The organism is Sphingosinicella ginsenosidimutans, from assembly GCF_007995055.1.
GTDB classification, from domain to species: Bacteria; Pseudomonadota; Alphaproteobacteria; order Sphingomonadales; family Sphingomonadaceae; genus Allosphingosinicella; species Allosphingosinicella ginsenosidimutans.
In genome coordinates, this window is the sequence record NZ_VOQQ01000001.1 from 1,277,756 (window position 1) to 1,290,662 (window position 12,907).

At 69.5% G+C, this 12,907-nt stretch carries 12 protein-coding genes and 1 tRNA gene; 7 read left to right on the top strand and 6 right to left on the bottom strand.

Going from position 1 to position 12,907, the window contains the following annotated elements:
- Nucleotides 1–39: 39 nt before the first annotated feature.
- Nucleotides 40–1,176 (top strand): aromatic ring-hydroxylating oxygenase subunit alpha, encoded by a 1,137-nt coding sequence (locus FRZ32_RS06375; RefSeq protein WP_147042729.1) that lies wholly within the window; start codon nucleotides 40–42, stop codon nucleotides 1,174–1,176.
- On the opposite strand, the gene FRZ32_RS06380 is transcribed toward FRZ32_RS06375, so the two are convergent.
- Entirely contained in the window at nucleotides 1,133–2,548 is a 1,416-nt protein-coding gene (locus FRZ32_RS06380) for an amino acid permease (RefSeq protein ID WP_147042730.1), read from the bottom strand. The two genes, FRZ32_RS06375 and FRZ32_RS06380, sit on opposite strands and share 44 nt — an antisense overlap.
- Before the next feature lie 10 nt (nucleotides 2,549–2,558).
- Between FRZ32_RS06380 and ung the strand changes: the two genes are divergently transcribed.
- Nucleotides 2,559–3,245: a uracil-DNA glycosylase gene (ung, locus tag FRZ32_RS06385; RefSeq protein WP_147042731.1), complete on the top strand. Its 687-nt coding sequence runs from the start codon at nucleotides 2,559–2,561 to the stop codon at nucleotides 3,243–3,245.
- Nucleotides 3,246–3,318: 73 nt separating this feature from the next.
- Here ung and FRZ32_RS06390 read toward each other — a convergent pair.
- The 3 genes from FRZ32_RS06390 to FRZ32_RS06400 all read right to left on the bottom strand — a co-directional run bounded on the left by FRZ32_RS06390 (nucleotide 3,319) and on the right by FRZ32_RS06400 (nucleotide 5,267).
- Nucleotides 3,319–3,405: transfer RNA gene (locus tag FRZ32_RS06390), tRNA-Leu, on the bottom strand.
- 81 nt (nucleotides 3,406–3,486) lie between these two features.
- Nucleotides 3,487–4,587 (bottom strand): 6-phosphofructokinase, encoded by a 1,101-nt coding sequence (locus tag FRZ32_RS06395; protein WP_147042732.1) that lies wholly within the window; start codon nucleotides 4,585–4,587, stop codon nucleotides 3,487–3,489.
- 2 nt (nucleotides 4,588–4,589) lie between these two features.
- Nucleotides 4,590–5,267, bottom strand: a complete 678-nt coding sequence (locus tag FRZ32_RS06400) for a zinc-ribbon domain-containing protein (protein ID WP_147042733.1) — start codon at nucleotides 5,265–5,267, stop codon at nucleotides 4,590–4,592.
- A gap of 158 nt (nucleotides 5,268–5,425) precedes the next feature.
- On the opposite strand from FRZ32_RS06400, the gene ftsE reads away from it, so the two are divergent.
- From ftsE to FRZ32_RS06425, 5 genes are read left to right on the top strand one after another with little or no spacing between them, the layout of a single operon-like run.
- Nucleotides 5,426–6,142 (top strand): cell division ATP-binding protein FtsE, encoded by a 717-nt coding sequence (gene ftsE / locus FRZ32_RS06405; protein WP_243445209.1) that lies wholly within the window; start codon nucleotides 5,426–5,428, stop codon nucleotides 6,140–6,142.
- The gene (locus tag FRZ32_RS06410) at nucleotides 6,139–7,035 is read left to right on the top strand and encodes a cell division protein FtsX (protein WP_158635847.1); all 897 of its coding nucleotides are present in this window, start codon (nucleotides 6,139–6,141) and stop codon (nucleotides 7,033–7,035) included. The genes ftsE and FRZ32_RS06410 overlap by 4 nt, the downstream gene beginning before the upstream one ends.
- Nucleotides 7,032–7,571 carry a YdcF family protein gene (locus FRZ32_RS06415; RefSeq protein WP_243445210.1) on the top strand — a complete coding sequence of 180 codons (540 nt, stop codon included), beginning with the start codon at nucleotides 7,032–7,034 and terminating at the stop codon, nucleotides 7,569–7,571. Before FRZ32_RS06410 ends, FRZ32_RS06415 begins: the two co-directional genes overlap by 4 nt.
- Complete coding sequence (locus FRZ32_RS06420; RefSeq protein ID WP_147042735.1) at nucleotides 7,571–8,263, top strand: lysophospholipid acyltransferase family protein; 693 nt, start codon at nucleotides 7,571–7,573, stop codon at nucleotides 8,261–8,263. The genes FRZ32_RS06415 and FRZ32_RS06420 overlap by 1 nt, the downstream gene beginning before the upstream one ends.
- Entirely contained in the window at nucleotides 8,260–9,324 is a 1,065-nt protein-coding gene (locus FRZ32_RS06425; protein WP_147042736.1) for a beta-N-acetylglucosaminidase domain-containing protein, read from the top strand. Before FRZ32_RS06420 ends, FRZ32_RS06425 begins: the two co-directional genes overlap by 4 nt.
- Here the strand turns inward: FRZ32_RS06425 and pheT are convergent, their stop codons facing one another.
- Both pheT and pheS read right to left on the bottom strand, forming a co-directional pair.
- Complete coding sequence (gene pheT, locus FRZ32_RS06430) at nucleotides 9,325–11,691, bottom strand: phenylalanine--tRNA ligase subunit beta (protein WP_147042737.1); 2,367 nt, start codon at nucleotides 11,689–11,691, stop codon at nucleotides 9,325–9,327.
- Nucleotides 11,692–11,800: 109 nt separating this feature from the next.
- Nucleotides 11,801–12,880, bottom strand: a complete 1,080-nt coding sequence (gene pheS, locus FRZ32_RS06435; protein ID WP_147042738.1) for a phenylalanine--tRNA ligase subunit alpha — start codon at nucleotides 12,878–12,880, stop codon at nucleotides 11,801–11,803.
- Nucleotides 12,881–12,907: the final 27 nt, after the last annotated feature.

The following is a 12,907-nucleotide window of genomic DNA, read 5'->3' on the forward strand; positions in this document are numbered from 1 at the left end:
TCGGGGTCGGCGCCGCGAGACTATGCTATCATCGCCTTCATGTCCGACATTGCCCACCTGCCGCTGTCGCAAAGCGACCCGATCGAGGATCTCAGCCTGCCCGGCTGGACCTATTGGGACGCCGATTATTTCAAGGTTGAAATGGAGCGGGTCATCCGCCCCTCATGGCAGATTGTCTGCCACGACAGCGACATGCCGAACCCGGGCGACTGGCGGACGCTGGAGCTGCTCGGAGAGAGCATCCTGGTCATTCGCGGGCAGGACGGCGCGGCCCGGGCCTTCGCCAATGTCTGCCGCCACCGCGGATCGCGGCTGGTGGACGGGCACGAAGGCTGCGCGAAGCGGCTGACCTGCCCCTATCACGCCTGGACCTATGCGACCGACGGCCGCCTGGTCGCGCTGCCGCATCGCGAGGATTATCGTGGTTTCGACGCGGCGGAGTGGGGCTTGATCCCGGTCGAACTGGAGCGTTGGCGGGGCTTCCTGTTCGTCCGGCTGGAAAGCGGTGGACCGAGCGTTGCTGCGATGATGGCGCCTTACGAGACGGAGATCGCGCCGCACCGCTTCGAGGAGCTTCGCGCGCTCGGCCGGATCACGATGCGGCCGCGCGACGTCAACTGGAAGAATGTCGCCGACAATTATTCGGACGGCCTCCACATCGACGTCGCCCATCCCGGCCTCACCCGCCTGTTCGGCAAGAGCTATGCGATCGAGGCGGGCGCGCATGTCGACCGGATGAGCGGCGCGCTTCGCGAGCAGCCATCGTCGAACATCTCCGAGCGCGCCTATCAGCAATTCCTGCCGGCGGGCGCGGGGCGGACCTGGCTCTATTTCAAGCTGTGGCCGAACGTCGCCTTCGACATCTATCCCGACCAGGTCGATTTCATGCATTTCGTGCCGGTTTCGCCGACCCGCACGATGATCCGCGAGATCAGCTACGCGCTGCCCGACGATCGCCGCGAGATGAAGGCGGCGCGCTATCTCAACTGGCGGATCAACCGGCAGGTCAATGCCGAGGATACGGCGCTGATCCGCCGCGTGCAGCAGGGCATGGGCTCGTCGCTCTACAGGCCGGGGCCGCTGGGGGAGAGCGAGGTCTGCCTCAGGAGCTTCGCGCGCAAGCTCAGGCGGATCATTCCGGAGACGCGGCTGGACGCGCCGCCCGCGAATTGGTGAGCCGCATCGCGACATAGACCGGAATGCCGACCAGCAGCAGCACCGTGCCCCAGCCGGTCGCCTCCGGCCCCGCGCCGCGCAGCGTCCACAAGGCGTAGATCGTCCCAAGCCCGGCGATGAGCGTCAGCGGCAGGCTGCGCGCCATCGCGCCGGTCCATTGCAGGCGCAGCACCGCCAGCGCGCAGGCGAGGTAGAGGACGAGCGCCGCCGTGGTCGCGAGCAGCGCCATGAACGCGAAGAGCCCCGACATGGTCCGGCTCGCATTGGCGGCGAGCAGGATGGTCGAGAGCAGGCTGGAGAGGATGAGGCCGCGCACCGGGATCTCGCGCCGCGAGACCTTCGCGAACCAGCGCGGGAAGGTCCCGTCGCGCGCCATTGCCAGCGGCAGCTCGCCCTGAAGGAGGGTGAAGCCGTTCAGCGTTCCCGCCGCGCTCACCGCCGCGAACAGCGCGACGAAGCGCGCGATTTCGGGATTCCAGTAATGCTCCACGAACAGGGCGAACGGGGCGTTGGAGTTCGCCACCTGCTCGATCGGAAGCAGGGTCGTGATCGGCGTCGAGGTGAGGAGATAGACGAGGCCGGCAAAGGCGGTGCCGATCAGGGTTGCGCGCGGCACGTTGCGCGCCGGATCGCGCACCCGCCGGCTGACGATCGCGGCGCATTCGATGCCGAGCATCGCCCACAAGGTCAGCGCGCCTGCGGCGCTGATCGCCGACAGGCTGATGTCTTGTTGCCGATAGGCGATGGCGGGATGCGCTTCGCCTTTGGCCATGAGCAGCGCGGCGAGAAGGATGACGACGACGAGCGGGATCAGCTTGATGACGACTGTCACCGCCTGGACGGCGCCGCCGGCGCGCACGCTGATGCAGTTCACGAGCGTCAGCAGCCAGAGCAGGGCGATCGTCGCCGCGGCCGACGCGCCCGGGGCCGCCAGCGCCGGCGCGAAGGTCGAAAGATAGGAGATCGCCGCCGTCCCGATCGCCACATTGCCGACCCAGAGCGACACCCAGTAGCTCCACGCGACGACGAACGCCGGCAGCGATCCGAACGCCCTCTCGACATAGGCATAGGGGCCCGGCGCGAAGGGCATCGCCCGGGCGAGGCGGGCGAAGACATAGGCGAGGCACATCGCGCCGGCGATGGTGACGATCCAGCCCCACAGCGCATTCCAGCCATAAGGCGCGAGCTGGGCCGGCAGCAGATAGATGCCGGAGCCGACGAAATTGCCGACGACCAGAGCCAGGCACAGCCAGAAGCCGAGCGCGCGCGCCTCGGGTTCGGCTGATGCTGGCGGCAGGCTCCCCACGGCGATGCTTGTGCGCCGCCGCCACGCGATCCGCAATGGCTTGGCGAATCCGCCCCCGCCCGCCATGCTTGGGATCATGAGCGACACGGTGAGGCTGCACGAAAGCTGGAAGATGCCGCTCGCCGCCGAATTCGCGTCGCCCTACATGGCCGAGCTCAAGCGCTTCCTGCTCGCCGAGAAGGCGCGGGGCGCGCGCATCTTCCCCAGGGGAAGCGAATATTTCCGTGCGCTCGATCTCACGCCGCTCGATCGGGTCCGGGTCGTGATCCTCGGCCAGGATCCCTATCACGGCGTCGGCCAGGCGCATGGCCTGTGCTTTTCGGTCCAGCCGGGCGTGCGGCCGCCGCCCAGCCTTCAGAATATCTACAAGGAACTGGAGACCGACCTCGGCATCGCGCGGCCGCGCCACGGCTTTCTCGAACATTGGGCGCGGCAGGGCGTGCTGCTGCTCAATTCGGTGCTCACCGTCGAGATGGGCCGCGCCGCCGCGCACCAGGGCAAGGGGTGGGAGCGGTTCACCGACGCGGTCATCCGGCTGGTGAATGCGAGGCAGGAGCCGGTCGTCTTCATGCTGTGGGGCGCCTATGCCCAGCGCAAGGCCGCCTTCGTCGATGCCGCGCGCCATCTGGTGCTGAAGGCGGCGCATCCCTCGCCGCTCTCCGCGCATAACGGCTTCTTCGGCTGCCGGCATTTCTCGAAGGCCAACGCCTTTCTCGAAACGAAGGGACTCGCGCCGATCGAATGGGCGTTGCCGGAAGTTTGAGGCTGGACGGACGAATTGGCGCGGCGCCCCCCGGGACGTCGCGGTCGCGCCCCTGGCGCGACTGCCCAATTCATGGTGCGGTCGAGAAGACTCGAACTTCCACGGCCTTTCGGCCACAGCGACCTCAACGCTGCGCGTCTACCAGTTCCGCCACGACCGCACGTGAATCTCCCCGCGGGAAACCCGGGGGCCGGTAGGAAGCGGGGCCTCTAGCAGCGACTTCGGGCGAAGGCAACGGCCCTCAATAAAGGAACATCGGCATCCCCTCGACACGCATCAGCCGGGCGCGGTAGCTGGCGCGGTCGTAGAGGGCGGAGACATCGACCGACTTGCGGCCGTGGAGCAGGGTGTCGATCGGCACATGGCCGTAATTGCCGTCGGTCAAGGTCACCATCCGCCCGCCCTCGCCGCGGCCGAGCAGCTGAACCGCGAGCCCGCCAAAGGCGAAGCCGACCATCCGGTCCATCGCGTCCGGCTCGCCGGCGCGCATCAGATAGGCAAGCTCCTGGACGACGACGCCGCTGCCGGTCCGGGCGGTGACCTCGCGGCCGAGGCGCTGGCCGACGCTGCCGTCGGCGCGATCGATCGCCGATTTGGCGATGTCGCCCTCGCCACCATTGTCGCCGGCGATCTTCGCGCCTTCCGAAATGACGCACATCGCATAATGATCGGGGTTGGACGCCTTGTCCTCGGCCAGCAACGGCAGCAGCACGTCGAGATCCGCCGGCACCTCCGCGATCACGGTGCGGTCGACCTGGGCGAGGAAGCCGGCGAGCAATGCCGTCTCGCCGCTCCTGCGCCCGAACAGTTCGATGATCCCGATCCGCTCGTGGCTCTCGATCGTCGTCCTCAGCGCGTTGATCGCCTCGACCGAGCGGCTGACCGCGGTCGAAAAGCCGATGCAGTAATCGGTGCCGAAGACGTCGTTATCCATCGTCTTGGGTACCGAGATGACCGGAACGCCCTGTGCGGAGAGATGGGCGGAGAAGCGCAGCGTCCCATCGCCGCCGAGCGTCACCATCGCATCGACCCCGAGCCTTTCGAGCACGTCGAGCACATGCGGCGTTTCGTCGCCATCCTTCTGCGTGCGCGGATCGGTGCGCGAGGTATGGAGCATCGTCCCGCCCATCCGGTCGATGCCGCGGACATTGTTGCGATCGAGCACCAGACTGTTGGCCGCAATGCTTGCAGGATCGCCTGGATCGATCCGCATCACGCCTTCCCAGCCGCGGCGGAAGCCCATCACCTCCCAGCCGAGGTCGTCGGCCGACAGCACGACCGAGCGGATGCAGGCATTCAGCCCCGGCACGTCGCCGCCGCCGGTGAGGATTCCGATCCGCATGGTCAGGACAGGGGCGCGAAGCTGAGGATCAGGTTGCGGCCCTCGCGCGGCACGTCGACATTGGCGTTGTTGAACGTCGCGCGGGCATGCGGCCCGAGCTCGGCCACCGGCGGCGCAATCGACCAGCTGTAGACGATCCGCCCAGCGGCATCCTTGAGCTGCGCGCGGATCTGCGGCACGCGCTGCGTCTCGCCGGTGCGATTGACGATCTCTCCCTGGACCTCGAGCAAGGTGTTGCCGCTGGCGAGCTGACTCGGCGTCGCCGTCCCCGAAATGCCGAGCGCATCGGCATCCTGGACCGGCAGCAGCCGCTCCGCGAAGACGGGAAGGCCGAAATAGCTGATCGCGAGTGCGGCGCCGGTGACGACAAGCGCGAAGGCGATCGCCGCGATCGTCCAGCGCCGGGCGGGATTGCGGCGCGGGCGCGGATTGAGGAACGAGCTTTCCCCCGACTCCTCGGCGCCCGGCGCGAAAGCGACGGGGGGAGGCGGGGCGGCCTCCTCGCCCGGCGCGGGCCCGCCGTCGTCCTCCGGTTCGGCGATGGCGGGCCGCGCCGGGGCAACGCCTTCCTGGAACCAGCTGTGCCGGCAGCCGGCGCAGCGGACCTTGCGTCCGGCCGGGCCGATCGCGCTGTCCGGGACGACATAGCGGGTCTGGCAGGACGGGCAGGAGAGGATCATCGGGTTGCCTTGCCTGTTCTTTCGCGACTCTAAGCATGTTGCGAGCGGTTCGCGCAAGAGTCGGCGGATTTCCGCGCCATTCCGGACGGGCTTTACGCGCGCGCGGGGCGCGTGGCATTGCAGCGCGGGGGCAAGGTCAGCGAAGAGCGGGGAGCGTCTTGAACGCCAGCGGTCCGATCGTCCAGTTCGAGAATGTCGGCCTGCGCTACGGGACCGGCGCCGAGACGCTGTCGGATCTCAGCTTCTCTCTCAAGCAGGGCGGGTTCTACTTCCTGACCGGCCCGTCCGGCGCCGGAAAGACGTCGCTGCTCAAGCTGCTCTATCTCGCGCTGCGCCCCAGCCGCGGGCTGATCCGTCTGTTCGGCGAGGATATCGTGACGATGCCGCGCGGGCGGCTGCCGGGATTCCGCCGCCGGATCGGCGTCGTGTTCCAGGAATTCCGGCTCGTCCCGCACCTGTCGGCCTATGACAATGTGGCGCTGCCGCTGCGTGTGTCGGGCGTGGCGGAGGCCGATCTCCACCATCCGGTCAGCGAGATGCTCGCCTGGGTCGGCCTCGCCGACCGGGCCAGCGCGCGGCCGGCGACGCTGTCGGGCGGCGAGCAGCAGCGCGTCGCCATTGCACGCGCCGTGATCGGCCGGCCCGAGCTGCTCGTCGCCGACGAGCCGACCGGCAATGTCGACCCGGACATGGCGAAAAGGCTGCTGCACCTGTTCGATTCGCTCAACAAGCTCGGCACCACCGTCGTCGTCGCGACCCACGATCTTCACCTCCTCTCGCGGGTCCAGCGGGCCGAGATGCTCCGCCTCGATCGCGGGCAGCTTGCCGATCCGACCGGCGCGCTGCGCCACCCGCCGCAGAGGCCCGACGCGTGAAGGCCGGGACGCGACGATTCGGCGCCGCCGAGCGCGGGCTGCTCCCCGAAGGCCGGATGGCCGGGCCGATGCCCTGGGTGATCGCGATCATGATGTTCCTGACCGTGCTCGCCGCCGCGGCCGGGCTTGGCCTTGGCGGCGCGGCCGCGCGGCTCAAGGACCAGATCGGCGGCCGGATCACGATCCAGGTGGTCGAGCCCAATCCGGCGACCCGCGCGGCGCAGGCGAACGCGGCGGCCCGCGCGGCGCACGCCATCCCCGGTGTCGGCCAGGTCAGGATCGTCCCCGAGGCCGAGGTTCATGCCCTGCTCGAACCCTGGATCGGCGCAGGGGGCCTGGAAAGCGACCTGCCGGTGCCGGCGCTGGTCGACGTCGATCTGCCGCCAGACGATACCGGCGCGCTGGCGCGGCTGCGGGCGGCGGTGACGGCGGCGGCGCCGGCGGCGCGGGTCGACGACGATGCCCAGTGGCTTGCGCCGCTGGCCCGGCTGATCGGCGCGCTCAAATGGCTCGCCGTCGGGCTCGTCGTCCTGATGGTCGGCGCGACCGCCGCGACCGTCGTCCTGGCGGCGCGCGCGGCGCTCGACACCCATCGCGGCACGATCGAGATCCTCCACTTCATGGGGGCGACCGACGTGCAGGTGGCGCGGCTGTTCCAGCGGCGGATTGCGCTCGATGCGCTGTTCGGCGGGCTGATCGGGTTCATCCTCGCGGCGATCGTCCTGATCCTCCTCGGCCGGCAGGTGGCCGCGCTCGGCTCGGAACTGATCGGCTCGGCCGCCCTGCCGCCGGTCGCGTGGGGCGCGCTGGTGGTGCTGCCGGTCTTTGGCGTCCTGCTCGCGATGCTGGTGGCGAGAATCACGATTCTTCGGGCATTGGGACGATTGCTGTGATCCGCTGGCTCATCCGCCTCGCCGCCTTCGCGCTGCTCGCCTACGTGCTGGGCTATGCCGCCTTCGCCGTGTCGATCGCGCGGCCGGCGGGCGACCAGCATACGGACGCGATCGTCGTCGTGACCGGCGGCACGGGCCGGCTCGAGCGCGGCTTCGCGACGCTCGATCGCGGCCTTGCGCCGAGAATGCTGATCTCGGGCGTCGACCGCGCCGTGCGCCAGGCCGATCTCGAACGCGTCTATCACGTCCGGCCCTCGCTGATGGATTGCTGCGTGACGCTGGGGCGCGACGCGTTCGATACGCGCTCCAACGCCGACGAGGTCGCCCGATGGGTGACCCGCTACCATGTCCGATCGATCCGGCTGGTCACCAACGACCTGCACATGGCCCGCGCCCGCTATGAGATACGCAAGCGCTGCGGCGCGGGCCTCGCCATCCTCGCCGACGCCGTGCCGACCGATCCGAGCCTTGGCCAGATGTTCAGCGAATATAACAAATATCTGCTTGGCCGCGCGGCGGACCTGGTCGGCATCTGATGGCCGTGCTGCGTTCGGCGCTGTTCGCGCTCGTCTTCTATGGCTGGACCGCGATCGCGGTGTTCCTCGCTTATCCGATCAGCCTGTTCGGCGAGCGCGCCGCGCGCGGCTGGGCGCACAGCTGGGCGCGCTATCACCGCTGGTGCTGCGCCAACATTCTCGGCATCCGCAGCCGGATCGAGGGGGCGCCGCCCAAAGGCGCCGTCCTCGTCGCGGCCAAGCATCAATCGATGTTCGAGACGATCGAGATCGTGCTGATGCTCGACGAGCCGGCGATGGTGCTGAAGCGCGAGCTTGCGCGGATTCCCTTCTGGGGCCGGATCGTCACCGCTTATGGCGCGATCCCGGTCGATCGCTCCGGGGGCGCAGCGGCGCTGAGGCAGATGATGCGCGCCGCCGAGGTGGCGATCGCCGAGGGCCGGCCGATCCTGATTTTCCCGGAAGGAACGCGGGTGCGGCCCGGCGAGACGCCGCCGCTCCAGCCCGGCTTCGCCGGCCTCTATCGCGCGCTCAAGCTGCCGGTCGCGGCGGTCGCGCTCGACAGCGGGCGGCTGTGGCCGCGGGGCAGGTTCGTGAAGCGTCCGGGAATCGTCACGATGCGCTTCGCCGAGCCGATTCCGCCGGGGCTCAAGCGCGGCGAGATCGAGGCGCGCGTCCATGAAGCGATCAATGCGCTGGAAGGCGGCGCGTGATCCCGGAGCTCGGCCTGATCGAGGGCTTTTTCGGCCTGCCCTGGACTTGGGCGGACCGGCGCGACGCGGTCGCCTTCCTCGCCCCGCACGGCTATCGATTCTACCTCTATGCGCCGAAGGCGGACGCCTTCCTGCGCCGCCGCTGGCAGGAGCCGTGGCCCGAGGCGGAGTTCGATCAACTCGCCAGCTTCGCGCGTCAGTGCCGCGCCGCCGGCGTTCGCTTCGGAATCGGGCTCAGCCCGTTCGAAATCCACCTCCACGAGGGCCGCGACTGGCAGGAGGGCCTCGCCCGCAAGATCGTCGAGATCAACGCGCTGAAGCCCGACGATCTCGCGATCCTTTTCGACGACATGAAGGGCGACGTTCCCGACCTGGCCGAACGCCAGGCGGCGATCGCCGGCTTCGCCGCCGAGCGGAGCGATGCCAGCCGCCTCCTGCTGTGCCCCTCTTATTATTCCGACGATCCGATCCTCGACGTCGCCTTCGGAGCGCGGCCGGACCATTATCTCGAAACGCTCGGCCGGCTGCTCGATCCGGCGATCGGCGTCATGTGGACCGGCGAGGAGGTCTGCGCGCGCCAGTTCACGACCGGCCACCTTGCGCGCGTTTCGGAGCAGCTGCGGCGCAAGCCCTTCCTGTGGGACAATTATCCGGTGAACGACGGCGCCAACATGTCGCGCCACCTGCATCTTCGGGCCTTTACCGGGCGGCCGGCGGGGATCGGCTCCTTCATCGCCGCCCACGGGATCAACCTCGCCTCGCAGCCGGTGCTGAGCCGCATTCCCGCGCTGACGCTCGGGGAAAGCTATGCGGCGGGCGAGGCCTATGAATATGGCGGCGCCTTCGCGCGCGCCGCGCGGACGGTGCTTGGCGACGCGCTTGCGGAGCGAGTCCGCCGCGACCTGCTGACGCTGCAGGATCGGGGGCTCGACCGGCTCGGCGAGAGGATCGAGACGCTGAAGGCGCGCTACGCCGCCTATGACCATCCGGGCGCGCGGGAAATCTGCGCCTGGCTCGACGGGCGGTGGCATGTCACCGACGCGCTCGTCCAGACGCAGTAATCAGGCCCGCAGGGTCGCCCCGAGCTTCGCGGCCGCGGCGACGATCCGATCCGAAATGGCCTTGAGCTCTTCATCCGTGAAGCTCTTCTCGGCCGGCTGGAGCGCGATTTCGACGGCGAGCGACTTCTGCCCCTCGGGCACGTTCTGGCCGGTGAAGACATCGAACAGCCGGGCATCGACGATCGCAGCCTTGTCGGCGCCGCGCACCGCGCGCAGCAGATCGCCGGCGCGAGTATCGGCCGGGACCAGGAAGGCGAAGTCGCGCGTCACGCCCTGGAGCGCGGGCGGAGCATAGGCGCTGCGCATATGGCCGCTGGCCCGCCGCGCCGGGATCGCGTCCAGGAAAATCTCCGCCGCGACGGCATTGTCGAGATCGAACGCGCGGGCCAGCCGGGGATGGAGCGCGCCGAATTCGGCGAGCACCGCCTTCGGGCCGAGCGCGAACCGCCCGGATCGGCCGGGGTGATAGACTCCCGCCGGCGCCTCTCCGAGGATCTGGAGGCTGTCGGGCGCGCCTGCCGCGGCGAGCAGCGCCTGCGCCTCGGCCTTCGCGTCGAAGGCGTCGAATGCACCGCCCCCGCCCCGCCAGTCGCGCGGCCGGGCACCGGCGAGCACCAGCCCGAGCGTCAGCCGCTCGCCATCGGCGCAATAGCGCCGCCCGATTTCGAACAGCCGCACGCTGGGGGCGCCGCGCGCGAGGTTGCGGCGGGCCGCGCCGAGCAGCCCGGGGAGGAGCGAGGGGCGCATCGCCTTCAGATCCTCGCTGATCGGATTGGCGAGCGACCAGGGCGCGCCGCCGAACAGCGCCGCCTCATCCTCGGCGATGAAGCTCCAGGTCACCGCCTCGTCCAGCCCGCGCGCCGCGGCGGCACGGCGGACCTTGCGCTCGATCTTCTGCATCGGCGTCGCGGTGGGGCGGGCGACGCCGGCGGCGCGCGGCAGCGGGGTCGAGGGAATCCGGTCGAGCCCTTCGATCCGGATCACCTCCTCGACGATGTCGGCGGCGCCGTCCACGTCGCGACGCCATGACGGCACCGCGACCTGCCAGGGCGAATCGCGCGTGACCGTGAAGCCCAGCCGCTGGAGGATCTGTTGCTGCCGGTCCTCGGAGACGGCGACGCCGGCGAGCTTCTCGCAGCGCGCGGGATCATAGGCGATCGAGCGCGGCCGCAGCGGCGGCTCGCCCGCGCGAACGATCTGGGACGGCTCGCCGCCCGCAAGGTCGATCGCCATCTGCGTCGCGAGCGCGAGCCCGGCGTCGAGAAAGGCCGGATCGACGCCGCGCTCGAAACGGCTGCGCGCGTCGGAGGCGAGGCCGAGCTTCTGCCCCGTAAGCGCGATGCGCTCCGGTGTGAAATAGGCGCATTCGATGACGATGTCGGTCGTCGTCTCGCTCACCCCCGAATGCTCGCCGCCCATGATGCCGCCGATGTCGTGGACCGCGGCATCGTCGGCGATGACGGTGATCGAGGGATCGAGCCGATAGCTCTTGCCGTTGAGCGCCAGCACCTCCTCGCCGTCGCGCGCGCGGCGGGCGACCAGCGCGCCGTCCAGCTTCGCGAGATCGTAAACGTGGAGCGGCCGGCCGTAGGACAGCATGATATAATTGGTCATGTCGACCAGGGCGCTGATCGGCCGCTGGCCGACGGCCTTCAGCCGGCGCTGCAGCCAGGCCGGCGAGGCGCCGTTGCCGACGCCGCGCACGACGCGCCCGTAAAAGGCGGGGCAACCCTCGGGATCGTCGGTGCGGATCTCGATCGGGCAGGGGAAGGTCCCGGCGATGTCGGGCACCGCGACCGGCTTCAGCGTGCCGAGGCCGGCGGCGGCCAGATCGCGGGCGATGCCGTGGACACCCATCGCGTCCTGCCGGTTCGGCGTCACCGACACGTCGATCACCGGATCGTCGAGGCCGGCCCAGGCGGCGTAATTCGCCCCGACCGGCGCGTCGGCGGGAAGCTCGATAATGCCGTCATGGTCGTCGCCGAGCTCCAGTTCGCGGACCGAGCACATCATGCCGCGGCTCTCGACGCCGCGGATCGCCGCCACCTTCAGCGTGATGTCGCTACCCGGCACATAAGCGCCTGGCGCGCCGAAGACGCCCTTCAGGCCCGCGCGGGCATTGGGCGCGCCGCACACCACCTGCACCGGCGCGCCGCTGCCGTCGTCGACGCTGAGCACCTGGAGCTTGTCCGCCTGCGGATGCGGCGCGGCGCTCAGCACCTCGGCGACGATGAAGGGCGCGAGGCGATCGGCCGGGTTCTCGACGCTCTCGACCTCAAGCCCGATGGCAGTGAGCCTGTCGACGATCGCCGCGAGATCGGCGTCGGTGTCGAGATGGTCGCGAAGCCAGGAGAGGGTGAACTTCATGCCGGACTCCGATCGCCGCGAGCGCAGTCGAGCGGCGCCCATGATGAATCCGTGCCGGCGCCCCTCGACCTTGCCCGGGACGAGCGATGCTGTGGGCTGAACCCGACGTTCATGCGCTGACGCCTCCGCTCAGTGTCGGCACGTCGAGCGCGCCGAAGCCGTAATGTTTCAGCCAGCGCACGTCGCCGTCGAAGAAGGCGCGCAGATCGTCCATGCCATATTTGAGCATCGCCAGCCGATCGATGCCGCAGCCGAAGGCGAAGCCCTGCCATTCGTCGGGATCGAGCCCGCAGGCTGCGATGACGCGCGGATGGACCATGCCGGAGCCCAGAAGCTCCATCCACCTCTCGCTGCCGCCGAGCACCCGCCGGCCATTCTGGATCGTGTAGCCCACATCCACCTCGGCCGAAGGCTCGGTGAACGGGAAATAGGAGGGGCGCAGGCGAAGGACGATGTCGTCGCGCTCGAAATAGGCCTTGAGAAAGGTCTCGAGCGTCCATTTCAGATGGCCCATGTGGATGCCCCGATCGATGACGAGGCCTTCGACCTGGTGGAACATCGGCGTGTGCGTCGCGTCGCTGTCGGATCGATAGGTCCGCCCCGGCGCGATGATGCGGATCGGCGGCTCCTGCGACTGCATCGTGCGGATCTGCACGGGGGAGGTGTGGGTGCGAAGCACCTTCGCCTCCTCGCCCTCGCCGGCGCGGAGGTAGAAGGTGTCGTGCATCGCGCGCGCCGGATGCGTTTCCGGCATGTTGAGCGCGGTGAAATTGTGCCACTGGTCCTCGATCTCCGGCCCGGTCGCGACCGCGAAGCCGAGATCGGCGAAAATCTCGGCCAGCTCGTCCATCACCTGGCTCACCGGATGGACGGTGCCGCGCGCCCCGCTATCGACCGGCAGCGTCACGTCGATCGTCTCGCTCGCCAGCCGCCGTTCGAGCTCGGCATCGTCGAGCGCGGTCTTGCGCGCCGCGATCGCCGCGGTCACCGCCTCGCGAAGACCGTGGATGGCGGGGCCGCGAACCTGCCGCTCCTCCGGGCTCATGCCGCCCAGCGTCTTGAGCAGGGCGGTCACCGCGCCCTGCTTGCCGAGCGCCGCGACCCGCTCCGCCTCCAGCGCCGCCAGATCCCCGGCGCCCGCGATCCGGGCGAGCCAGTCGCGCGTCATCGTTTCGAGTTCTTCGTTCATCGACGAGCGGCCCTAAAGGACTTTCGG